The sequence below is a fragment of the Pseudomonas sp. CC11G genome, assembly GCF_056174845.1.
This window is the reverse complement of sequence record NZ_JBWBZC010000006.1, coordinates 199,836-222,839: the sequence shown is the minus strand read 5'-3', so window position 1 is coordinate 222,839 and position 23,004 is coordinate 199,836. Positions and strand designations below refer to the sequence as shown.

The following is a 23,004-nucleotide window of genomic DNA, read 5'->3' as shown; positions in this document are numbered from 1 at the left end:
CAGGCCGCTTTCTGCCGATAAAAAAACGGCGCGAACTCCCAACTGCTGGAGACGCGCCGTTTAGTCCCGCCCTAAATCAATGGTGTTCGGTTTTCACCACCGGATCGGTACCGGCGACCAGCGACTTGATGATGTCGGCAGACGACGAACCGTAGTTGGTCAGGTCAACCCCTTGCAGGGTGATGCTGACGTTCGAACCCTGATCGATATGGCCCGAGGTGCTCACCTGAATGGTCGAGGTCGCGGTGTCGACTTTCATGTAGTCGAGTACGTTGACGTTGGTCATGTCAGGCAGCAGGTCGGTCAGGTCAATGCGGTCGCCTTCGCTGACTTTGAAGTCGGTGATGGTCGAATTTCCGGCTTCACCTTTTGCCCAGGCGAAAGTATCCGCGCCTGCGCCACCGGTCATGATGTTGTTGCCGCTGCCGCCGAACAGCAGGTCATTGCCGTCGCCGCCAATCAGCAGGTCGTTACCGTCACCGCCATACAGCTTGTCGTTGCCGGCGCCACCTTCCAGACGGTCGTTGCCCGCACCGCCGTAGAGGGTGTCGTTGCCGTCACCGCCGCGCAGCAGGTCGGCAGCCGACGAGCCGTTGAGGGTGTCGGCACCGGTGCCGCCGGTGGCCAGTACCGAGGTGCCGTTGGCCAGCGTGATCGCCTGGTAGGTGGTGCTGGTGTCGATGCTGCCGTCGGCCATGGTGACGCTGTTGCTACCAGCGAAAATCAGGGTGCCGGAGGCGGTGCCGGTGTTGCCCAGGCTCAGGTTCGAGGTGTCCCAGCTGCTCAGGTCGCCGATGGAATCCACACCGCTGGAGGTGAACGTGTGGCCGTGACCGTCGGTGAGGGTCATGCCGTTTTCCAGGCCCGTAACGGTCAACTTGCTCGCCGTTTCAGTCACGCTGAAGGTCAGTGTGTTCTGTGTGGTGGTAGTGGCGTTGGCGATTGCGGTGCCTTGGTAGCCGTTCTCTACGTGGTTGATCGCGGCGACCTGGTCAGCGGTCAACACACCGCTGTAGATACGCAGGTCGTCCAACGCACCTTTGTAGTACGCCGAGTCGGTCGCATCGGTGCCTGAGCCGGTGAAGGCGTTGGTGGCACCGATTTCCAGTAGTTGGTTGAGCGCGCCGGTAAAGGCACTGTCGGTTGGGCTGCCGGTGGCTTCCAGTTTGCCGTCGACATACACGCTGACCAGGCCGGAAGACGCATCACGCGAGATGGCGACGTTGTGCCACTGGCTGTCGTTGACCGAGGTGGTGCTGTACACGCCGTTGACGTTGCCCAGACCAAAACCGATCTTGCCGCTGCTGTTGATCGCGCCCCATTGGATATCGTTGCCGCCACCGACCTGCTCGCTGCCGATGATGCTCGGGTTGTTCCAGGAGGTGCCCTTGCCGTCGGAGTTGCCCGCTTGCGCGGTGTTGATCCAGAAGGTCAGGGTGGCGCTGGCCAGCAGCGCGTTGGTGATGGTGCTGTCCACCTGAACAATGTCACCGATATCAGTGCCGGTGTTGAGCGTCAGGTACTTGCCGGCGCCGTCGGCACGGGTGCCGGTGCCAGTGCCCGAACTCAGGGTTGGAATTGCCGAACCACCGGTAGTGTTGATGTCGTTGAGCACACCGGTCTGGCTGGTGGTGGCGTTGCTCACCGTGGTGACGGCGTTGTTGCCGTTGCCGGTTACTGCGGTGGAGTCGAAGGTCCAGTAGCCCTTTGGCGTCACGGTAACGGTCGGGGTGCTGGCATCGCTCACCGAGTTGATCGTCAGGTTGACGGTACTGGTCTCGGTCACGCCCCCGGAGGTCACGGTGTAGGTGAAGGTCGACGGGCCGTGGTAATCGGCAGCTGGCGTGAACACCAATTGGCCGTTCACCAGCGTCACCGAGCCGTGGTCCACGTTCACCGAGTTGGTGGTGATGTTCACGCCGTTGATGGCGCTAATGGTGGCGGTGTTGGAGAAGTTGTCGTTACCCAGCACGTTGAGGGTGATGGCGGTGTCTTCGTCGGTCGTGGCGGTGTCGGCCACGATATCGGCCACCGGTTTGACGGTGAGTACGGCGCTGTCGGCCACGCCTACGGTGCCGTCGCTGACGGTGTAGGTGAAGTTGACGGTGCCGTTCCAGTCTTTGGTCGGCGTGAAAGTCCAGGTGCCATCGTTGTTAGCGACCAAGGTGCCCGAGCCCGAGGTTTTGATCAGGTTCAGCACGCTCAGCATGTTGCCATCCACGTCGCTCGCATTACCCAGCAACTGCGCCGAGGTGATGATGATGCCGCCGGTTTGGTCTTCGTTGCCGGTCAGGGCAACCGGGGTCGCCGTTACCACCGGCGCATCGTTCACCGCTGTTACGAACAGGGTGACGTTGGCCGTGGCGGTGCCGCCTTTGCCGTCGCTGACGGTGTACTGGAAGGTAGCTTCGCCGTTGTAGTTGGCATCCGGGGTGAAGGTGATCACGCCGTTGCTCAAGACCGCGCTGCCGTGGGTCTCGCCCTGCACGCTGGTCACGCTCAGGGTGCCGCCATCGGCGTCGCTGTCGTTGCCCAGCAGCAGGCTGGTCTTGATGGCGAGCGCGGTGTCTTCGGCGGTCACCAGCGAGCTGGTATTACCGCTGGTGCCCAGCACGGTGTACGCGCTGTCGGCAGCGCTGGCCAGTTTGGTTTCCACTTTCAGTACGGCACTGCCGCCCTGGTCCCAGTAGATGATTTCGATCTGGTGGGCGCCGCTGGTGGGGATGGTGTAGGTCGCGGTGGTGGCGGCGGCGCCGCGGTTGCCGTCGAACTTGACCACGTCCTGGCCATCGATGCGCAGGATAAAGCCGTCGTCCGAGGTCACCTTGAAGCTGTAGGTACCGGCAGCCAGGCTGACCTGGCCGCTGAGCTTGATGATCGCGTCGCTGGTGGTGCCCGGGTCGGTAGACAAGCTGGCCTTGTCGGTACCCAGGAAGGTTTGCAGGTTGGTGCCCGCGCCCAGGTCGGTGGTGACCCCGTTGCCATAGTTCAGCGTGGTGGCGGTGAAGGTGGCATCCGGTGTCTTGCCGGTAATCAGGGCTTCAACCTGGGAAATGGTTGCCAGGTTGGCACCGCTGCCTTGGGCATAACCGAAGTACTGGCCAGTGAGACCCTGCAATGTGTAGTGATCGTTGACGGCTACCGGAGCATCGTTGGTGCCGTTCACAGTGACGTTGATCACCTGGGTATTGGTGCCGCCCAAACCATCGGAAACCGTGGCCGTGAAGGTGTCGACTTTCACGTCACCGGCCCCCAGGGCCTGAGTCGCCGACTTGCTGTTGTCCAGGTTGTAAGTCCACACGCCAGCGCTGGTCATGCTCAACGAACCGTAGGTGCCGGTGCCGTTGGCCACGCTCCAGGTGGTGGTGGAGTTGTGGTCGGCGTCGGTGGCTACCACGGTGCCGGTCGCACTGGCGGTGCCAGCGGTAGCGGTGCCGTTAGGCAACAGACCGGCTTCGGTGACGGTGCCGGTCGCAGCCGATGCGCCGGAGGTGACCACCGGTGCATCGTTGGTGCCTTTGACGGTCACGGTGATCACTTGAGTGGCGGTGCCGCCCACGCCATCCGAAACGGTGGCGGTGAAGGTGTCAGTGGTGCTCTCGCCAGCGGCCAGGGCCTGAGTAGCAGGCTTGGTGTTGTCGAGGGTGTAGGTCCACACGCCGCCGGTGGTCATGGTCAGCGAACCGTACGTACCGGTGCCGGCCGCCGTCCAGGTGGTGCTGGAGCTGTGGTCGATGTCGGTGGCGGTCAGCGTACCGCCAATGGTGGCGGTGCCGGCAGTGGCCACACCGGCTGGGGTCAGGCCAGCCTCAATTACGGTGCCGGTTGCGGCAGCGGCAGAGGACGTGACTACTGGTGCATCGTTGGTGCCGGTAATGGTGATGGTGGCGGTCTGTGCAACGGTCGCGCCTTTGTCATCCACCACGTTGTAGGTGATGTTCAGGGTCTGCTGCTCGCCCGCCTTGAGGGCCTGGAAGGCAGCATTGCTTGGGTCGACAGTCAGAACGCTGCCCACGCGAGTGACGCCGGCTGGCAGGGTGCTGACATTGCCCACGCTGAGTACTGCGCCTGCGTCGACATCGCTGGCGTTGGTCAGCAGGTTAACGGTGAACGTCGGGCCGTCTTCCACACCCGAAGCGGTGACCACGCCACTCACGGTTGGCGCGTCGTTGGTACCGGTGATGGTGACGGTGGCCGTTTGCGCAACCACCGCGCCTTTCTCGTCGGTCACGTTGTAGGTGACGACGATGTCCTTGGTGGCGCCGGCAGCCAGCGACTGGAAGCTGGCATCTTTAGGGTTCACGGTCAGGGTGTTGCCCGACAGTGTGACGCCGGCCGGCAGGGTGCTGACGTTGGTCACGCTGAGCACCGCATTGCTGTCCACATCGGCAGCGCCGGTGAGCAGGTTGACCACCACATTGCTGCCGTCTTCGGTGCCGCTGGCGGTCAGCGGCGCGCTTACGGTTGGCGCATCGTTGGTGCCGGTGACATTGACGGTGATCACCTGGGTAGCGGTGCCGCCCAGGCCATCGGAAACGGTGGCGGTAAAGGTTTCGTGGCCGGTCTGGCCTTCCGCTAGGGCCTGGGTGGCCGCCGCGCTGTTGTTCAGGGTGTAGGTCCACACGCCTGCAGCGCTAATGGCGATGGTGCCGTAGGTGCCGGTGCCGGTATTTAGGCTCCAGGTCGTGGTGGAACCCTGGTCGACATCGGTGGCAGTCAGGGTGCCAGTGACAGTCGGGGTGCCGGCCACAATTGCGCCGTCGTCGGTATTGCCGGCTTCGATCACGGTGCCCGTGGCAGCGGCTGCGCCGGAGGTGACCACCGGAGCGTCATTCACTGGCGTGACATACAGCGTCACGGTGGCGCTGCTGGTGCCGCCATGGCCATCGCTGACGGTGTATTGGAACGTGGCTTCGCCGTTGTAGTTGGCGTCCGGGGTGAACGTGATCACGCCGTTGTTCAATGCCACGCTGCCGTGGGTGGCGCTTTGCACGCTGGTCACGGTCAGGGCATCGCCGTCCACGTCGCTGTCGTTTTTCAGCAGGGTGCTGGCGTTGAGGGTCAGGGCGTTGTCTTCGCTGGTCACCAGGGCGCTGGTGTTGCCGGTAGCGCCCAGCACGGTGTAGGCGCTGTCGCTGGCCCCTTTGATTTCCACTTTCAGCGAGGCATCGCTGCCTTGGTCCCAGTAGATGATTTCGATCTGGTGGGCGCCGCTGGTGGGGATGGTGAAGCTCGCCGTGGTGGAGGCGGCGCTGCGGTTGCCATCGAACTTGACCACGTCCTGGCCGTCAATGCGCAGGATAAAGCCGTCGTCGGAAGTCACTTTGAAGCTGTAGGTGCCGGCGTCCAGCGATACCTGGCCGCTGAGCTTGATGATCGCGTCGCTGGTGTTGCCCGGGTCGGTCGACAGGCTGGCAGCATCGTTGCCGAGGAAGGTCTGCAGATGCGTACCAGCGCCCAGGTCGCCGCCCACCGAACCGTAGTTCAGGCTGGTGGCCACGAACGTGGCGTCCGGGGTTTTGCCGCTGATCAGGGTTTCGACCTGAGCGATATTTTCCAGGTTGGCGCCGCTGCCCTGGGCATAGCCGAAGTACTGGCCGGTGAGGCCCAGTACGTAGTGGTCGGCGACCGCTACCGGGTTGGTATTAACCATCTGCGCGCTGTCGGTGCCTGGCGCCGAGGTGTTGCCGGCGGCATCAGTCTGGGTAGCCGTGGCGCTGATGGTTTCGCCGGTAGCCGGTTTGGTTTCGGTGAAGGTGATAGTGCCGTTGCTGTAGCTGAAACCGGTGGCCGGGGTGGTGGTGCCGGCCGTTACCAGCACACCATTGCTCAGGGCCAGGTTGGCGGTATGGGTATCGCTGCCATTGGTGATATTCAGGCTGACCGTACCACCGGCCACCAGATCGGCATTGTTGACGGCAACGCTGATTTGCACGCCGTCAGTACCCACTTCGGCGGTCGTCAGTTGGGCATTGTTATCGGCGTCATCGACGATGGTCACGATAGGCGCGGTGGCAGCGGTGGTGTCGCCGACGGTGGCGCTGTCGCTGCCCGGTAGCGAGGTGTTGCCGGCAGCATCGGTGATGGTGGCCGACACAGTGAGGCTGGCGCCATCAGCAGGGCGTGCATACGTCAGGGTCACGCCGTTAGTCAGGTCTGCCGCCACAACAGGGTGGAGGCTAACGGTGCCGTCCGGGTTGGTGATGTTCAGCGTGTCGCCAACCACCGCGCCGGTCGGCACGGTGATTTTCACGGTCACGCTGGTCGAGGCGCCCAGCTCGGTATTACTCAGGGTGCCGTCGTTGTTGGTGTCGGTGCTGATCACAACAGTCGGTGCGGCGGTGGGGGTGGTGTCGCCCAGCGTGGCCGTGTCGCTGCCCGCGGCAGAAACGTTACCCGCGGCATCGGTGATGGTGGCGGAAACCGTGAGCGCCTGACCGTCGGCCAGACCCTGGGTATACATGTTCACGCCGTGGTCGAGCAGGTACTGGTCGATGGTCAGGACAAACGCCGGATGCCCATCGATGGAAATTTTCAAGGTGTCGCCTACGGCTGCACCTGCCGGGATAGCGAAGTGCGTTATCACGGACTGGGTGGCCTTGAGCTCGGCCGTGCTGATGATGCCGTCGTTGTTGCTGTCGGTCGTGATGGTGACGATAGGCGCCGGCGAAGCGGTAGTGTCGCCAACCACGGCACTGTCATTGCCAGGTTTCGAGATATTGCCGGCGGCATCGGTAATGGTGGCCGAAACACTGATTGGCTGGCCGTCGGCAGGACGCTGATAGGTCAGTTCAACCCCGTTGCTGAGATCGTTTGCGACGATCGGGTGAGCACTGACGCTGCCGTCCGGGTTGGTGATGTTCAGTACATCGCCGACCACGGTCCCGGCTGGAACGGTGATCTTCACGGTAACGTTGGCTGAGGCGCCCAACTCGGTGTTGGAAAGCGTGCCATCGTTGTTGGTGTCGGTGGTGATTACCACGGTTGGCGCGGCGGTGGCGGTGGTGTCGCCCACCACGGCGCTGTCATTGCCCGGCAGCGAAACGTTGCCGGCAGCGTCGGTAATGGTGGCGGTGACGCTGAGGGTGGCGCCATCGGCGGGGCGCAGGTAGTTCAGGTCGATACCGCTGGCGATCAGGGTGTCGGTCAGGGGGATGATCTGGATAGAGCCGGTGTTGCTGACAATTTTCAGGGTGTCGCCGGCCACAGCGTCGGCCGGAATGCCGACATGCACCGCTACGGTGGTGGCGGTTCCCAGTTCAACGTTGCTCAAGGTGCCGTCGTTGTTGCCATCGGTGGTGATGGTGACGGTCGGTGCGGCGGTCGCGGTGGTGTCGCCAATAGTGGCGCTGTCGCTGGCGGTCGGCGAGGTCAGGGTGCCGTCGCTGATGCTGGCATTTACGGTCAGCGTGGCGCCATCGGCCGGGGTCGGGAAGGTCGTGGCAATCGAACCGGCAGCAATTTGCTCCGGGGTCAGCACGAAGATCTGCGGGGTACCAGCGCCGTTGCTGACAGTCAGGGTATTGCCAACGACGGCATCCGCCGGCAGGCCAATGGTGACGGCCACGTTGGACGAACCGTTGACTTCGTTGGTGGTCAAGTTGCCGTCGTTGTTGGCGTCGGTGGTGATGGTCACAGTCGGCGCATCCGGCACCGGCGTTACGCCGATGCTGATGGTGCTGATCACTGTGCCGCCTTTACCGTCGCTGATGGCGACCTGGAAGCTGTCCGGGCCGTTGTAATCGCTGCCGGGGGTATAGGTGAAGGCGCCGGTAACCGGGTCCAGGGTCACCACACCGTGGGCCGCACCCGTGCCAACCACGCCGTAGCTGAGGGTGTCGCCATCCACATCGGCGCCGGTCACCACGCCGGTCACCGGGGTGTCTTCGGCGGTGGTCAGGGTCTGGTTGGTGGTGGTCGGCGCATCGTTTTCCGGCAATACGGTCACGGTCAGCGGCAGCGTGGTAGTAGCGGTGTCGCCGTTGCTCTCGGTCGAGGTCGCGCTCACGTGCAGCACGACGGTGCCGTTGGCATCTTGCGGCGGGGTAAAGGTCAGGCTGTCTTTTGCCCAGTTGGTGATGTCGATCGGGGCGCCGGTGCTGGTCACGGTATTGCCGTGGCCGTCGCTGATGATCGAACCGGCCGGGGCGTCGTCGATGGTGATCTTGCTGATGTGTTCCGAACCGTCGGTGTCGGTCACGGCGGCGCTGATGGAGGACAGCTTGATCGCGTGGTCTTCCAGGCCGACGTTGGGCTGCGAAACAACGCTGATGTTGTCCAGCAGGCCGCCGAGGGAATTGCTGTCGGTGGCGCGGAATTCCAGGGTGTAGTTGCCGGCCGCATCGGCGGGCAGGGTGTAGGTGTAAGTGGTCAGGCCGGCAGTGGTGCCGGTCAGGGTGCCGACTTTGACGCCGCCCCAGAACACGTCGATGCCCGAGTTACTTTCCTGGCCGCTGCGTGGCGAGTACTGGAACTGCACCACGAAGGTTTCGCCAGCATCGGCATTGATGGTGGTGAACAGGTTGCTGGCATCACCATCGTTGCGCTCCAGCTCGATCACCTGATTGGTGCCGCTGCCGCCGCTGATGTAGGTGCCTTCGCTACCGATTTCTACGCCATTGCCGCTGTTGCCGGTCTGCCAGTTGCCGTTGCCCAGGGAGCCGACGGCGATATTGCCGTTCCAGCCGCCAGCCAGGTTGGTTTCTTCGAAACCGGTGGCAATCACTTGGCTGCCGCCGCCAAAGGTCAGGGTGGGCGCATCGGCCACCGGGGTGACGTTAATCGTGGCGCTGCTGGTATCCGAGCTGGCGCCATTGTTGTCGATGGCTTTGAAGTCGAAGTCGGTGCTGCCACCCCAGTTCGGGGTCGGCACGAAATACACCGGGCCGGTGACCACCGAGCCCACAGTGAGTGCGCCGGTGCCATCGGCATTGGCGTACAGGGTGCCGTGTTCCGGCAAGGATTCAATCGAGTAACCGGTCACGGTGCCGTCGACATCGCTGCCGCCCAGGGTGACCTGAATCGGTGTGGCCGGGTCTTCGCTGCCGCTGCCTACCACGCTGCTGCTGGCGACCGGTGCATCGTTGGTGCCGTCGATGGTGACCTTGACGGTGGTCGGGGTGCCATCGGCGCTGGTAACGGTGAAGCTGTCGCTCACGCTCTGGCCAACGTTCAGGGCATTGAAGGCCGAGTTGGCGGTGAAGGTCCACACGCCGGCGGCATTGATGCTGAACGTGCCGTAGGTGCCGGCCACATTGTTTTGCGGGGTGAAGGTGGCCGGGCTGTCGATATCGGTAACGGTCAGCGTGCCGCCGGTGGTGATGGCGTCGTTGGTTTCAGCCACGTGCACGTCGGCCGAGGAAAGCACAGCGGCGTCGTTCACCGGCTTGACGGTCACGGTCACGGTGGCGGTTTCAGTCACGCCGCCGGAGGTCACGGTGTAGGTGAAGGTGTCGGTGCCGTTGTAGTTGGCGACCGGGGTGTACACCAGGGTGCCGTCGGCGTTGAAGGTCACGCTGCCGTGCTGGCCCTGGGTAACAGCGGTAACGGCGCGGTCCGGGTTTTCGAAGTTATCAGCGCTGCCGCCACCGACGCCGGTGATGGCGTTGAAGGAGAGGGTGTTGTCTTCGTTCACGCTGACGGCATCGGCGCGGATATCGGCCACGGCATCAACGCGAATGGCCACGCTGCTGTTGGTAGTCAGGCTGCCGTCGCTGCTGGTGATTTTCAGCAGGTCGGTGCCGTTGTAGTCGGCGGTCGGCTTGTAGGTCAGGCCTTGCAGGGCGGCGCTGACGGCGGCCGAGCTGCCGCTGAGAATCAGGCTGCCGGTGCCATTGCCGGTCACGGTAACGCCGCCGGCCAATGGGCCGAGGGTCAGGGTGCCGTGGTCGACGTTCAGGGTGGTGGTCAGGTTCGGGCTGTCGATATCGCCGGTGGCGATGCTGTTGCCGCGCAGCACGGAGAACACTTTGCTGGTGTCTTCGTTGGTGACTTGCACGGAGGTCGGCGCGGTAATGAACGGCGCATCGTTTACCGGATTGACGGTGATATTCAGGGTGGCGGTGGTGGTCGCGGTGCCGTCGGTGAGGGTGTAGGTAACGGTCGGCACCGGGCCGTTGTAGTTGGCGACCGGGGTAAAGGTGAAGTTGCCATCGGCGCCGATTACCAGCTTGCCCACCACGGTATTCAGGGTTTCACCGGCATTGGCGGTGAAGGTCAGCGGGCCGACCGAGAAGCTGTATTTGGACACGCTGAGCACAGCGCCGCTATCCGGGTCGCTGTCGTTGGTCAGCACGTTGCCGGTGATCACAGTGTCTTCGTTGCCCGAGGCGATATCGGCCACGGCCACCGGTGCATCGTTTTGCCCAGTGATGGTCAGGGTGGCGGTGGTCGGCGTGACGCCGCCATTACCGTCAACCACGTTGTAGGTGTAGTTCAGGGTCAAATTCTGGCCGGCAGCCAGGTAGTTGTAGGCGTTCGGGTTGACGCTCAGGGTGCCGTCGCTGTTCAGCGTGACGCCGCTGGCGTTGCCGCCGCTGGTTTCCTGCAGATTGGCGACGCTGAGGTTGTCGCTCAGGTCTACATCGCTCGCGTTTTGCAGCAGGTTGATGGTTTGCGGCGCGGCATCTTCGGTGAAGGTTGCAGTGACAGCAGCGCTGACTACCGGCGCATCGTTGACGCCGTTGATGGTGATGGTCGCGCTGGTCGGCGTGCTGCCGCCATTGAGGTCCACCACGTTGTACGTGTAGGTGAGGGTGACGCTTTCGCCAACGGCCAGGTAGTTGTAGGCGTTGGGGTTGACGCTCAGGATGCCGTCGGCGTTGACGGTCACGCCCGAGGCGTCGCCGCTGCCGGATTGGGCCACGCCGGTCACGCTGATGGTGTCGCCGTTATCAACGTCGCTGGCATTGCTCAGCAGGTTGACGGTAAAGGCGCTGTCGTCTTCGGTCTTGGTTACTTCAACGGTGCTGCTGACATCCGGGGCATCGTTCACGCCGGTGATGGTCAGGGTCAGTACGCTGTTGCTGGTCAGGCCGCCGCTGTCGGTGACGGTGAACGGCACGTCAATGGTCAGCTTCTCGCCGGCGCCCAGGCTTTGGTACGCCGCGTTGCTCGGGTCGAGGGACCATGTGCCGTCGCTGCCCAGCGTAAAGCCCGCTGGCGCGGTGCTGCCGGCTTGTACGGTAAAGGTCTGGGTGTCGCCGGTGTCGACATCGCTGGCGGTCAGTTTGCCGCCGACGATGGCGCCGTCTTCGGTTGCGCTGGCCGCTGCCGGGTCGGCAATCGGCGCGTCGTTTACCGGATTGACGCCAATGTTCACGGTAAGGGTGTCGCTGCCGCCACGGCCGTCGCTGACGGTCACCTGGAAACTGTCCGGGCCGTTGTAGTTGGCGGCCGGGGTGTAGGTCCATACGCCTTGCGGGGTGAGCGTCAAGGAACCGTGCGCGGTGCCGCTGCCCACCACGGCATACGTCAAAGCGTCGCCGTTGTTATCTCTGGCGGTGAAGGTGCCGTTGTAGGCGGTGTCTTCATCGGTAGTGACATTAATTGTCGGTGTTGCATCATTTCCGTTCGGCGTGGTGAATGCCGGCGCCACGTTTTGGTCGATGCCGAATGCCTGTTCCTGAACCACCGCGTCGCCGCCAGCCGGGTCGGTGAAGGCGATGCCGATTTCCGGCTGTACCGCGCCGCCGGTTTCGCTCAGCAAGACAAAGCTGTGGCTGCCGCCTGCCGGACCACCCGCGCCGCCAGCACCCGGACCGGCTGCGGTCGGGGCGAGGTCTTGGGTTGGGTCGGCACCGGCGGCGATGGCGCGCTGCACATCCAGCACTTCTGCTTTGGCATCCGAGGCGCTCTGCGCCGTGGCTTCGGTGCTTTCGCTGGCCGTTTCAGCGCTGCTCCACTGGGTGCCGCGGCCCAGGTCCAGGGTGCGACCGTCGGTCAGCTCCAGAGTCACCATACCGCCCGCGCCGGTATCCAGGGTGTCGCCTACAAACAAACGATCGCCTTCAACGAGTACGCGATGCGCGCCCTCGGCGGAAGTCGCGATTACTTGGCCAACAATGCTTTTAACGATGGCGACGACGGTGCTCATGTAGTGACTCTCCCTGGAAAACTTCAGGCAAACGGCAGTGCAAAAAAGGTCGGTTAGGTCAAGCGGTCGAGCGGGTGACACCTAAAGAGGCAAGGATCTTGCCAGGGATAAGCGTCTAAAAAGTGACGTCAATAATTTGGTGTTTTTGTCGATTTAGGCATCTTTCTGCCAAACTATTGACCAATTTTGTGACATCCTAAACAATCTGTTCCGTAATGTCACTTTGACAGTAGAGTGAAGTCGATACGAAAAACTGAGAAGTAGCTCTCACTTATTTTTTCGGCATAAAAACTAATTAAAATCTGCCACTTTCGTACCCATCAAAAGCCTGTTGTTGGCGTTCGTAGTAGGTTTCAGGGGAAATTTCACCATGCGTTTTGGTCTTCTTGCGTTGCTGCCGCTTGCTGTCAGTGCCAGTTTTTCCGTGTCCGCTCAAACCCTGCAGGAGGCCATGCAACAAGCGGTCACCGAGCACCCCGAAGTTCACGCGGCAGTAAACCGCCGCCTGGCCGCTGACGCAGGCCTGCGTGCCGCGCAAGGTGGTTACCTGCCGAAAGTGGACGTGCTGGCCGGTTATGGCCGTGAAGGCACCGACGATCCGTCGACTCGTGCCGAAGGTGGCCGCAACGACTGGAATACCCTGAACCGCGGTGAATCCACCGTTCGCCTGAGCCAGATGCTGTTCGACGGGTTCGCCACCTCCAGCGAAATCGGCCGCAACCAGGCCACCGTCAATTCCCGTGCTTATGCGTTGCTAAACACCTCCGAGCGCACCGCGCTGACCGTCGCCCAGGTTTACCTGGAATTGCTGACCCGTCAGGACCTGGTGCGTCTGGCGCAAGACAACCTCGACAGCCACGAACGCATTCACGACCAGATCCGTCTGCGTACCGATCGCGGTGTAGGCCGTCTGGCCGACCTCAACCAGGCCGAAGCGCGCCTGGCCCAGGCCCGCAACAACCTGATCACCGAGCAGACCAACCTGGTCGATGCGCAAACCAACTTCTATAGCGCCGTGGGTGTCGACCCTGTTGACGTGCAGCGTCCGGCAACCGGCGTGCAACTGCCTGAAACCCTGGCTCAGGCGCGCCAGCAGTTGATCGAGAACAGCCCGATCCTGCGTTCGGCCGAAGCCGATATCGCCGCCGCCGAGCAGCAATATAAGGCCGCCAAGTCGACCTACTACCCACGTTTCGATGCCGAGTTGGGCCGTTCCGCCAACAACGACATCGACGGCCAGGACGGTCACTACAACGAATGGGAAGCCATGGTGCGCATGCGCTACAACCTCTATAGCGGCGGCAGCGACAAGGCCACCCTCGAGGCGCGCTCCTACCAGGCCGGCGAAGCGCTGGACATCCGCAACAACGCCCTGCGCCAGCTCAACGAAGAACTGGGCCTGGCCTGGAACGCGCTGAGCAACGCCCGTGCCCAGCTGCCGATCGCGCAGAAATACGTGGATGAAACCACCGAAGTACGCACCGCCTACCAGAAGCAATTCGCCCTCGGCGAGCGCACCCTGCTGGACTTGCTCGACAGCGAAAACGAGCTGTTCAGCGCCCAGCGCCGTCTGGCTGAAATCAAGATGGCCGAGCAGTACACCCAGTACCGCCTGCAGGCGACTCTGGGCACCTTGCTGAAAAGCCAGGGTGTAGTGGCGCCGATGGAAACCGTGGTGCAGAACGACGTGAAGCCGCAGATTGCGTTGCCGGGTTTGAACTAAGCGCTAGCCATGACGCCACCTTCGCTTGCGGGGGTGGCGTTTTTTTGGTGTGTATTTATTCGCAAATCGGGGCGCCTGGATCCCGGCCTGCGCCGGGATGACGGAGGTTTCGACCCCATACTCCGTCGTCCCGGCGCAGGCCGGGACCCAGAATCTAGCAGGGGAAGGCTGTCTCTCCCCAACCGAATTATCCCCAAGGACGGTTAGCCCCCGCGCCGACAACCAGCTAAAGTGCCAACACACCCGCGTTGCTTCGGCCTACGTCGTTATCGGACGTTACCGTACTCGCTATGGACAGCCCCCGTTGCACCCCTTCTTTAGTGCCAAGAGTGTTTAGCGTGGAATCAAACGTCAGCCCAACCCCGCTTCACCATGATCCCCGTGGCCAACATGACGACCCGCTGCTAGATAGCCTGCTGTCGCTCTGCGCCTTGCACCAGAAGCCGGTCAGCCGCGCCATGCTCACCACCGGCCTGCCGCTTCCTGCACAACGCCTGAGCCCCGAATTGCTGCCCCGTGCCGCCGCGCGCGCCGGCCTGCAAGGCCGTTTATTGCAGCGCAAGCTGGAACAGATTCCGGCCATGGCCCTGCCGGCGATGCTGATATTGAAGGGCGGTCGCGCGGCGATTCTGGTGGCGATTGATGCCACCTACGCGCGCCTGCTGCTGAGCGAAAGCGACGGCGGCGAAGTGCAAGTGGCTGTGGATAAGTTGCTGGAGGATTACAGCGGCCAGGTGTTTTTCGCTCAGCCGCAGCACAAGTTCGATGCCGACAACGGCTCGCTGATTCCGCGCACCAAGTCCTGGTTTCGCGACACGCTCAAACGCTCGCGCTGGCTGTACGCCGACGCCATCGCCGCCAGCCTGCTGATCAACGTCATTTCCCTCGGCGCGCCGCTGTTTGTGATGAACGTCTACGACCGCGTGGTCCCCAACCAGGCCGCCGCCACCTTGTGGGTGTTGGCCATCGGTATCAGTGGCGCTTACCTGTTCGACATTCTGCTGAAAAGCCTGCGCGGTCTGTGCCTGGACCTGGCCGGAAAAAAAACCGACCTGATCATTTCCGCCACGTTGTTTGAACGCATCGTCGGCATGTCGATGAAGTACCGGCCTAAGCGGGTCGGCAGCTTCGCGCAGAACATCCACGAGTTTCAGACCCTGCGCGATTTCCTCGCCTCGCTGACCCTCACCAGCCTGATCGACCTGCCGTTCACCTTGCTGGTACTGCTGGTTATCGCCTTGCTTGGCGGGCATCTGGTGTGGATTCCGGTGATGGCGTTTCCGCTGGCCCTGCTGATCAGCTGGGCGCTGCAAAAGCCGCTGACCGAAACCATTGAACGCACCATGGCGCTTGCCGCCGAGCGTCAGTCCAGCCTGATCGAAACCCTGGCTGGCCTGGACGCGGTGAAGGTGAACAACGCTGAAAGCGAACGCCAATACCAGTGGGAGCAAACCATCGGCACCCTGAGCCGCCTGGAGCTCAAGGCTCGCATGCTGTCCAACCTGGCCATGAACTCGACCATGCTGATTCAGCAGTTGGCCGGGGTGATCATGATTATTTTCGGCGTGTACCAGATCATCGACGGCAACCTCAGCATGGGCGGTCTTATCGCCTGCTACATGCTCAGTGGCCGCGCGCTGGGGCCGTTGTCGCAACTGTCCGGGCTGCTCAGCCGCTACCAGCAGGCCAAGGTGACCATGGCCTCGGTGGACCAGATGATGGACCTGCCGCAAGAGCGCCAGGCCGACGACCGCCCGCTGACCCGTCAGCGCGTGCAGGGCGCCATCGAGCTGCGCCAGCTCAACTTCAACTACCCCCAGCAGCAGAACACCGCGCTGGTGAACATGAACCTGGTGATTCGCCCGGGCGAGAAGGTCGGCATCATCGGCCGCAGCGGCTCGGGCAAAAGCTCGCTGGCCAAGTTGCTGGTGGGCCTGCACCAGGCCGACTCCGGCAGCTTGTTGGTGGACGGCGTGGACATGCGCCAGTTGGACATCAGCGAGCTACGCCACAACATCGGCTACGTGCCGCAAGACATTCACCTGTTCAGCGGCACCCTGCGCGACAACCTGGTGAGCGGTGCCCGTTACGTGGAAGACGAGCTGGTGCTGCAAGCCGCCGAACTGGCTGGCGTACATGAGTTCGCCCGGGTTCACCCGCAAGGTTACGAGCTGCAAGTGGGCGAGCGCGGCCATCAGTTGTCGGGCGGGCAACGGCAGAACGTGGCCCTGGCCCGGGCGCTGTTGCTCGACCCGCCGATTCTGCTGCTCGACGAACCCACCAGCGGCATGGACAACACCGGTGAAGTGCACCTCAAGCAACGCCTGCAAGCGGTGATCGCCACCAAGACCGTGCTGCTGATTACCCACCGGTCCTCGATGCTCGATCTGGTGGACCGCCTGCTGATCATCGACAAGGGCCAGATCATTGCCGATGGCCCGAAAAACGCCGTTATGGAAGCTCTGCGCAAGGGGCAAATCAGTGTCGCTTAAAAGCCTCGCCCGTTACTTCAAAGGCCGTGACTCGCTGGAAGGCGAGCCGCTGCCGGAACTCAGCAAAGCCTTGGTGGAAGACGCCCCGCGCGTGGTGCGCCTGACCATCTGGGGGCTGATCGGCTTCTTCGTCTTTATGTTTGCCTGGGCGCACTTTGCCCAGATCGACGAAGTGACCCGCGGTGATGGCAAGGCCATTCCCTCGTCGAAGATCCAGAAAATCCAGAACCTCGAAGGCGGCATCGTTGCCGAGCTGTATGTGCACGAAGGGCAGATCGTCAAAATCGGCGACCCGCTGGTGCGCCTGGACGACACGCGCTTTGTGTCCAACGTCGGCGAAACCGAAGCCGAGCGCCTGGGCTGGCAACTGCGCGTCGACCGCCTGGTGGCCGAAACCGAAGGCAAACCGCTGGTGATCAGCGACGACATCCGCGCCAAGGTGCCGAGCCAGGCCAATAGCGAATTGCAGCTGTACCAGAGCCGCCAGCAGCAACTCAGCGATGAAGTGGCTGGGCTGCAACAGCAGTTGGTGCAGAAGCAGCAAGAGCTACGCGAGTTCTCGTCCAAGCAGGACCAATACCGCAGCAGCCTGAACCTGCTGCGCCAGGAAATCGCCATGTCCGAACCACTGGTGGCCCAGGGCGCGATTTCGCAAGTGGAAGTGCTGCGCCTGAAACGTGCTGAAGTGGAAAACCGTGGGCAGATGGACGCCACCAGTTTGGCCATTCCGCGCGCGCAATCGGCCATCACCGAAGCTGAACGCAAGATCGACGAAACCCGCGGCAAATTCCGCAGCGATGCGCTCACCCAATTGAACGAAGCGCGGACCGAACTGAGCAAATCGCAAGCCACCGGCAAGGCCCTGGAAGACCGGGTAAACCGTACGCTGGTTACCTCGCCGGTGCGCGGCATCGTCAAGAGCCTGATGGTGAACACCATCGGCGGCGTGATTCAGCCGGGCAGCGATCTGGTGGAAGTGGTGCCGTTGGATGACACCTTGCTGGTGGAAGCGAAAATCCGCCCGCAAGACATCGCGTTCCTGCACCCAGGCCAGGAAGCGATCGTGAAATTCACGGCGTACGACTACACGATTTATGGCGGGCTGAAAGCCAAGCTGGAACAGATCGGCGCGGACACCGTGACCGAAGAAGACGGCAAGACCACCTTCTACCTGATCAAGCTGCGCACCGACCGAAGCCACCTGGGCACGGATGAAAAACCGCTGCTGATCATTCCGGGGATGGTGGCGTCGGTGGATATCATCACGGGCAAGAAAAGTATCTTGAGCTATTTGCTGAAGCCCATTCTGCGGGCGAAGGCGGAGGCGTTGCGCGAGCGGTGATACCTGCGAAATCAATCGAGGCTGAAGCCTCTCCCACAAAGGAACGGCGATCCATTGTGGGAGAGGCTTCAGCCTCGATGCTTTTGGGGACCTTGAAACCTACAAATCTTTAAGTGGGTGCTCTCCTTCCCACGTCGGCACAAAATGCGCCTCCACCACCGACCGCGGAATGGTCGCCACATCCGGCCAATGCCAGTGCGGGGCGTTGTCTTTGTCGATCAATCGCGCGCGCACGCCTTCGGCAAATTCCGGATGCCGGCAGCTGTTCAAGCTCATGCCGTATTCCATGCGAAACACCTCAGCCAGCGATAAATGCTTGCTGCGCGCAATCTGCTCCCACACCAGATGCGCCGTCAGCGGGCAACCGCCGGCCAACGTCTTGGCGCCACGGGCCAGAATGCCGTCGCTGCTGTCCTGCAACGCCACCAACACTTTCCACGCGCTGGCCACATCGGCCACATCCAGCAGATGGTCGATATGGTTACGCCGAGGCATCAACTGCGCGTCGGGCAGTTGCTCGTTGGCTTCGTGCTCCAGCGCTTTGAGCAGGCTGTTGAGCTGACGCGCTGGTTGCTCTTCCCAGTTCAGTTGCAGCAGGCCATCGATCAAGGCGTCTTGCTGGTCATCGGCGAGAAAGCGGTCGGCCCAGCCGAGCAGCAAGGCGTCGTGGGCGTTCACTTGCGTGCCGGTCAGGCCGAGGAATAAACCGAGCTTGCCGGGCAGGTGGTTGAGGAACCAACTGCCGCCCACGTCCGGGTACAGGCGATATTGATTTCCGGCATGGCCAGCCGGCTGCTCGGTGTAACGATGCGAATGCTCGCGCCTTGCAGCAGGCCCATGCCGCCGCCCAATACATAGCCGTGGCCCCAGCAGATAAAGGGTTTGGGGTAGGTGTGAATGCGGTAGTCGAGGCGGTACTCATCGCTGAAAAACCGCCCGGCCAGCGGCGGCACTTCGCCGGGGTGTTCGCGGCAGGCTTCGACCAATTTGCGTACATCGCCGCCGGCGCAGAAGGCTTTTTCGCCGTTGGCGCGCAGCAGCACGCAGGCGATGTTGGGGTCTTCTGCCCAGATGGCCAGCTTGTCGTCGAGGGCTTCGATCATCGGTAGGGAGAGGGCGTTCAGGCTGCTGGCGGCATCCAGTGTTGCAATGCCGATGCGAGCGCCATGTTGCCCACTTAATTCTTCGAAAATCACATTCATAAAAACGGCTTCCTAACTACTTATTGCGCCATTGCGGATCGCGTTTTTCCAGAAAGGCATTCACCCCTTCGCGGGTGTCGTCGGCATCGAACAGGTCGACAAAGCGCTCGCGCTCTTCGCTCAACCAGCTGTTCGGCCCGCGCTCACGGGCGCCTTGAATCAGCGGTTTGATGGTGCGCACCGCCACCGGGCTTTGCCGCGCCACCTTGGCCGCCAGCAGCAGGGCATGGCCACGGGCTTCGCCGCTGTCCACCACCTGTTCCACCAGACCAATGCGCAGAGCGGTGTCGGCGTCCACGCGGTCGCCGCAGAGAATCATGCGTTTGGCCCAGCCTTCGCCCACCAGCCAGGCCAGTGCCTGGGTACCACCAGCGCAGGGGAGTAAACCTACGCCAGCTTCGGGCAGGGCCATCTGCGCCTGGCGTTCGGCAATGCGGATATCGCAGGCCAGCGCACATTCCAGGCCGCCGCCCATGGCGTAGCCGTTAATGGCGGCAATCGACACCCCGCGAAAATCGCGCAGCGCTTCGAACGCTTCACCAAAGCGCCGGGCCATTTCGCGGGCGCGGCTCTTGTCGCCGTCGGCAAACAGATTGAGATCGGCGCCGGCGCTGAAAAACTTGCTGCCTTGGCCGGTAATCACCAGGGCGTAGATATCGTCGTCGTGGTTGAGGTGGTCGATCAGTTGCTTCAAACCGATCAGCGATTCGCGGTCCCAGGTATTGGCCGGCGGATGGTTGATGGTCAGCAGGGCAGTGTGGCCGTGTTTTTCCACCGTCAGCTTGTGGGTCAGGTCGGCCAGACCCGGGTGATAGGTTTCAATGGCAGTGCTCATTAACGCGGATCCCTGTCGTGAGTGGCGCGGCTGAGTATGCAAAAAGCTGGAGTACTTGCGTACCCCGCTTTTTACTTGGCGACGGTATTTTCTGACGGGAGTGTGCGACCAGAAGTTGCACGGTGTTTTACGCAGCCGCTTTACCACCGAGCAATTTGAACCAGAACGCCACTTCACCGCCCAGCTCGTCACGCAGCACCTGCGGCGGCAAATCGTCGGCACGGTCTGCCAGCAAGCGGCGCCAGGCCGGCAGTTGAATCAGCTGTTCATCGTCGCCCTCGACGCTCAGCCGCCGCGCCACTTGCACGATATCCACCAGATCGGCGCTGCCGTCGCGCTGGCGTTGCCAGGCGCTGCGGTGCCGGGCGCAATCGATCAGCATCGCGGGCAAGCGCCAGGCTGTAAGGGTGATGACGCCGATGTCGGCCGACAACTGATCGCAGAGGTTTTGCAGCTCTTGCGGTTCGCGCTCCACCTCCGGCCAGCGTTCCAGTTCGTCCAGCAGTGGCAGGCTGCCGATGTCTTGCAGCAGGCCGCCGAGCATGGCGTCTTCCATCGGCAGGCGGGTGAGTTGCTGGGCCAGGCAGGCGCAGTAGGCACCGCACATCAGCGCGGCGTTCCAGCGGGCGCGGAAGATCTTGATCAACACCGGGTCCTGGCTGGTGAACAGGTGCTCAACGGCAAAGGTGAGCACCAGATTGTTCACCCGTTGCATGCCGATGCGTGACACCACTTCCTGCAGGTTCACGCCTTGGCGCACATTGCGCAGCATGGGGCTGGAAGCGAACTGCAGCAGGTACGCGGCCAGTGGCGGGTTGCTGTGTAAAAGCCGCGTCACCTGCTCAAGCGAAGCGTGCTCCGAATCCAGTAGTTTGCGCAGGCGCAGCGAGGTTTCCGGCATTTGCGGAACCTTGGCATTGCCTTTGAGAAAGCTTGAATACAGCGAAAATTTCAGACCTTCGTGGCGGGTCTCCATGGGGTCGATCTCCTGGTCTGCTCACCTATCAAGCGTAGTAAGCAATTTCACCCAGTGATCGACCAGCCGTCGTGGGGGATCAAACCCGGGCGATAGTCGCGAGCCCCGTGGCCACCAGCTTCTCCACGCCATCTTTCACCGCAAATACATCCGCCCGACACACCGCCTGGCGTTGCCCGGCCTTGAGTACTTCGCTGCGGCAAATCAGTTTTTCACCGATAGCCGGGGCCAGCAGGTTGAGTTTGTATTCGCTGGTGACCACATCGCCCACCATGGAGGCTGCCGCCCAGGCGCAGCCGCTGTCGACCATAAAGCCCACCACCGCGCCATGAATATAGCCATGGTGCTGGCACAGGTCGGGGCGCGAGTGCACTTGCAGGCTGACCTTGCCCGGCTCGAAGTCCAGCAGTTCGGCACCCAGCATCTGGGCGAAGGTGGAGTGTTCCAGGGCCTGTTCCAGGCGTTCACGGCTGATACCGGTTGCAGCGTTCATGGCAGAGTGCTCAAGAGGGGTTCGGCTTGAGCATTGACCCGCTGGAGCGAAGCGGCAACGTGCATCCAATGCCGTGATGGTGGCGCATCAGCCTGCCTTGACTTGCCGGGCCCTGTTCCTTAGCGTGCCCAACAGTTTTTATCAGGGCAGGACTTCGCATGACCGCAGACGATCGAATCAAACTGGAAGCAGGCTGGAAGGCCGGGCTGCGCGACGAGTTCGACAAACCCTACATGACCGCCCTGAGCGAATTTCTGCGCACCGAAAAAGCCGCCGGCAAGGTGATTTTTCCGCCCGGCCCGATGATCTTCAACGCGCTGAACTCCACGCCGCTGGACCAGGTAAAAGTGGTGATCATCGGCCAGGACCCTTACCACGGTCCGGGCCAGGCCCACGGTCTGTGCTTTTCGGTACAGCCGGGTGTGCCAACGCCGCCGTCGTTGCAGAACATCTACAAAGAGATGAAGCGCGACCTGAATATCGACATCGCCCCCCACGGCTACCTGCAAAGCTGGGCCGAGCAGGGCGTGTTGCTGCTGAACACCTCGCTGACCGTGGAGCAGGCCAACGCCGGTTCCCACGCCAAGAAAGGCTGGCAGCCGTTTACCGACAAAGTGATCGAAGTGGTCAACGCCCGCCCGGGGCACCTGGTGTTTTTGCTGTGGGGCGCGCATGCACAGAGCAAGCAGGGGTTGATCGATACCACGCGGCATCTGGTGCTGAAATCCGTGCACCCGTCGCCGCTGTCGGCGCACCGCGGGTTTATTGGCAACGGGCATTTCAGCCGGGCGAATCAGTATTTGAAGGAGCGGGGGCTCACGCCGATCAATTGGCAGTTGCCGCCGTTGGCACCTTCTGTTTTGTAGGAGCGACCTTGGTCGCGAACCCTGCAAACGATGTTCATAACCTTGATCGAGGCTTGCAGGATTCGCGAGCAAGCTCGCTCCTACGGGTAAGCGTTCTTCCGCCGGACGCTACGGGCAGCTCATATCGGCAAGCTGCTTGCGCGAGCCTTCCAACCGACTCACCAACCGCTCCCGCTGCGGCTGATCCGCACTGCTCACCAGGTCTTTGAACAGATCACTCAACGCATGCTGCGCGCCTAAAAATTCTTCCTGGTACGCCGGCGTCCAGAAGCTCATCCGCTCTTGCAGCAGCCGCTTCATCTGCTCAGGGAATTGCTCACCTTTCCGATCCTGCACCGCCGCCAGAAATGCCTGCTGCCAGCGCAGGTTATTGTCCAGCCAGCCCTGGTTGTATTCCCCTAGTTGCTGCGACCAGGCTTTTACACGGGCCTTCTGTTCCTTGTGCAGGCGTCCGAACCAGGGCTGCAGGCGCTCTTCCATCCGCTCGGCACGCTCGTCAATCTGCTCGGCCAACGACATATCGAGGTAGTCCTCGCGCTGCTCCTTGTTCTGCTTGGCCAGGTTTTCTTCCAGCTCCTTCACTTGCGCTGGGCTCAGGCCACTCAACAGCTCGGTGAGGTCGGGCGTGACCTGCACCACGATGGCATCCACGGCATGGCGAAATTGGGTGAACTGCGCATCGAACTGCGCGGCGTCGGGCTGCGGTTCGGCTACCAACGTGGCGCTGCGTTGCAGCCAGTCGGCATAGGCGGGGAGTTGGGTGGTGCAGTGCCAGCCGATATGGGTGGCCAGACGCGGCTTGAGCCAGGCTTTTTGTTCCTTGCTCAGGGTGACGTAGTTGTCCATGGACCAGGGGATCAACCAGTCGAGATTGCGGTAGGCCATTTCCAGGCGGCTGCAAGAGGTCAGCAGGATCAATCCCGTGATCAGCAGTGCGGTGCGCAGGCGCTTGCCCATGGGCTTCTCCTTGAAGGGCCAGTC

General features: G+C 62.3%; 9 protein-coding genes and 1 pseudogene. 4 read left to right on the top strand and 6 right to left on the bottom strand.

Annotation, left to right across the window (positions count from 1 at the left end; translation table 11 throughout):
- Positions 1-76 precede the first annotated feature (76 nt).
- Positions 77-12,094 carry a retention module-containing protein gene (locus AC0V2S_RS10950; RefSeq protein ID WP_475509760.1) on the bottom strand — a complete coding sequence of 4,006 codons (12,018 nt, stop codon included), beginning with the start codon at positions 12,092-12,094 and terminating at the stop codon, positions 77-79.
- A gap of 370 nt (positions 12,095-12,464) precedes the next feature.
- On the opposite strand from AC0V2S_RS10950, the gene AC0V2S_RS10945 reads away from it, so the two are divergent.
- From AC0V2S_RS10945 to AC0V2S_RS10935, 3 genes are all read left to right on the top strand, one after another.
- Complete coding sequence (locus tag AC0V2S_RS10945; RefSeq protein WP_475509759.1) at positions 12,465-13,817, top strand: TolC family outer membrane protein; 1,353 nt, start codon at positions 12,465-12,467, stop codon at positions 13,815-13,817.
- 338 nt (positions 13,818-14,155) lie between these two features.
- Complete coding sequence (locus AC0V2S_RS10940) at positions 14,156-16,309, top strand: type I secretion system permease/ATPase (protein WP_475509758.1); 2,154 nt, start codon at positions 14,156-14,158, stop codon at positions 16,307-16,309.
- On the top strand, positions 16,299-17,651 hold the full coding sequence (locus AC0V2S_RS10935) for an HlyD family type I secretion periplasmic adaptor subunit (protein ID WP_475509757.1): 1,353 nt from the start codon (positions 16,299-16,301) through the stop codon (positions 17,649-17,651). The genes AC0V2S_RS10940 and AC0V2S_RS10935 overlap by 11 nt, the downstream gene beginning before the upstream one ends.
- A gap of 99 nt (positions 17,652-17,750) precedes the next feature.
- Here the strand turns inward: AC0V2S_RS10935 and AC0V2S_RS10930 are convergent.
- From AC0V2S_RS10930 to AC0V2S_RS10915, 4 genes and pseudogenes are all read right to left on the bottom strand, one after another.
- Positions 17,751-18,853 (bottom strand): annotated as a pseudogene (locus AC0V2S_RS10930) (enoyl-CoA hydratase/isomerase family protein).
- 16 nt (positions 18,854-18,869) lie between these two features.
- Positions 18,870-19,688, bottom strand: coding sequence for an enoyl-CoA hydratase (locus tag AC0V2S_RS10925; protein WP_475509756.1), 819 nt, complete (start codon positions 19,686-19,688; stop codon positions 18,870-18,872).
- Positions 19,689-19,815: 127 nt separating this feature from the next.
- Complete coding sequence (locus tag AC0V2S_RS10920; RefSeq protein ID WP_475509755.1) at positions 19,816-20,664, bottom strand: HDOD domain-containing protein; 849 nt, start codon at positions 20,662-20,664, stop codon at positions 19,816-19,818.
- A gap of 79 nt (positions 20,665-20,743) precedes the next feature.
- Positions 20,744-21,157: a PaaI family thioesterase gene (locus AC0V2S_RS10915; RefSeq protein WP_475509754.1), complete on the bottom strand. Its 414-nt coding sequence runs from the start codon at positions 21,155-21,157 to the stop codon at positions 20,744-20,746.
- A gap of 158 nt (positions 21,158-21,315) precedes the next feature.
- Here AC0V2S_RS10915 and ung point away from each other — a divergent pair, with 158 nt between their 5' ends.
- Positions 21,316-22,023 (top strand): uracil-DNA glycosylase, encoded by a 708-nt coding sequence (gene ung, locus AC0V2S_RS10910; RefSeq protein WP_475509753.1) that lies wholly within the window; start codon positions 21,316-21,318, stop codon positions 22,021-22,023.
- 108 nt (positions 22,024-22,131) lie between these two features.
- Here the strand turns inward: ung and AC0V2S_RS10905 are convergent, their stop codons facing one another.
- Positions 22,132-22,980: a DUF6279 family lipoprotein gene (locus tag AC0V2S_RS10905; RefSeq protein WP_475509752.1), complete on the bottom strand. Its 849-nt coding sequence runs from the start codon at positions 22,978-22,980 to the stop codon at positions 22,132-22,134.
- Positions 22,981-23,004: the final 24 nt, after the last annotated feature.

Excerpts from the sequence above, each read along its gene's own strand:
- AC0V2S_RS10950 (WP_475509760.1), bottom strand. The coding sequence starts at position 12,094 with ATGAGCACCGTCGTCGCCATCGTTAAAAGCATTGTTGGCCAAGTAATC.
- AC0V2S_RS10945 (WP_475509759.1), top strand. The coding sequence starts at position 12,465 with ATGCGTTTTGGTCTTCTTGCGTTGCTGCCGCTTGCTGTCAGTGCCAGT.
- AC0V2S_RS10925 (WP_475509756.1), bottom strand. The coding sequence starts at position 19,688 with ATGAGCACTGCCATTGAAACCTATCACCCGGGTCTGGCCGACCTGACC.
- AC0V2S_RS10920 (WP_475509755.1), bottom strand. The coding sequence starts at position 20,664 with ATGGAGACCCGCCACGAAGGTCTGAAATTTTCGCTGTATTCAAGCTTT.
- AC0V2S_RS10915 (WP_475509754.1), bottom strand. The coding sequence starts at position 21,157 with ATGAACGCTGCAACCGGTATCAGCCGTGAACGCCTGGAACAGGCCCTG.
- ung (WP_475509753.1), top strand. The coding sequence starts at position 21,316 with ATGACCGCAGACGATCGAATCAAACTGGAAGCAGGCTGGAAGGCCGGG.
- AC0V2S_RS10905 (WP_475509752.1), bottom strand. The coding sequence starts at position 22,980 with ATGGGCAAGCGCCTGCGCACCGCACTGCTGATCACGGGATTGATCCTG.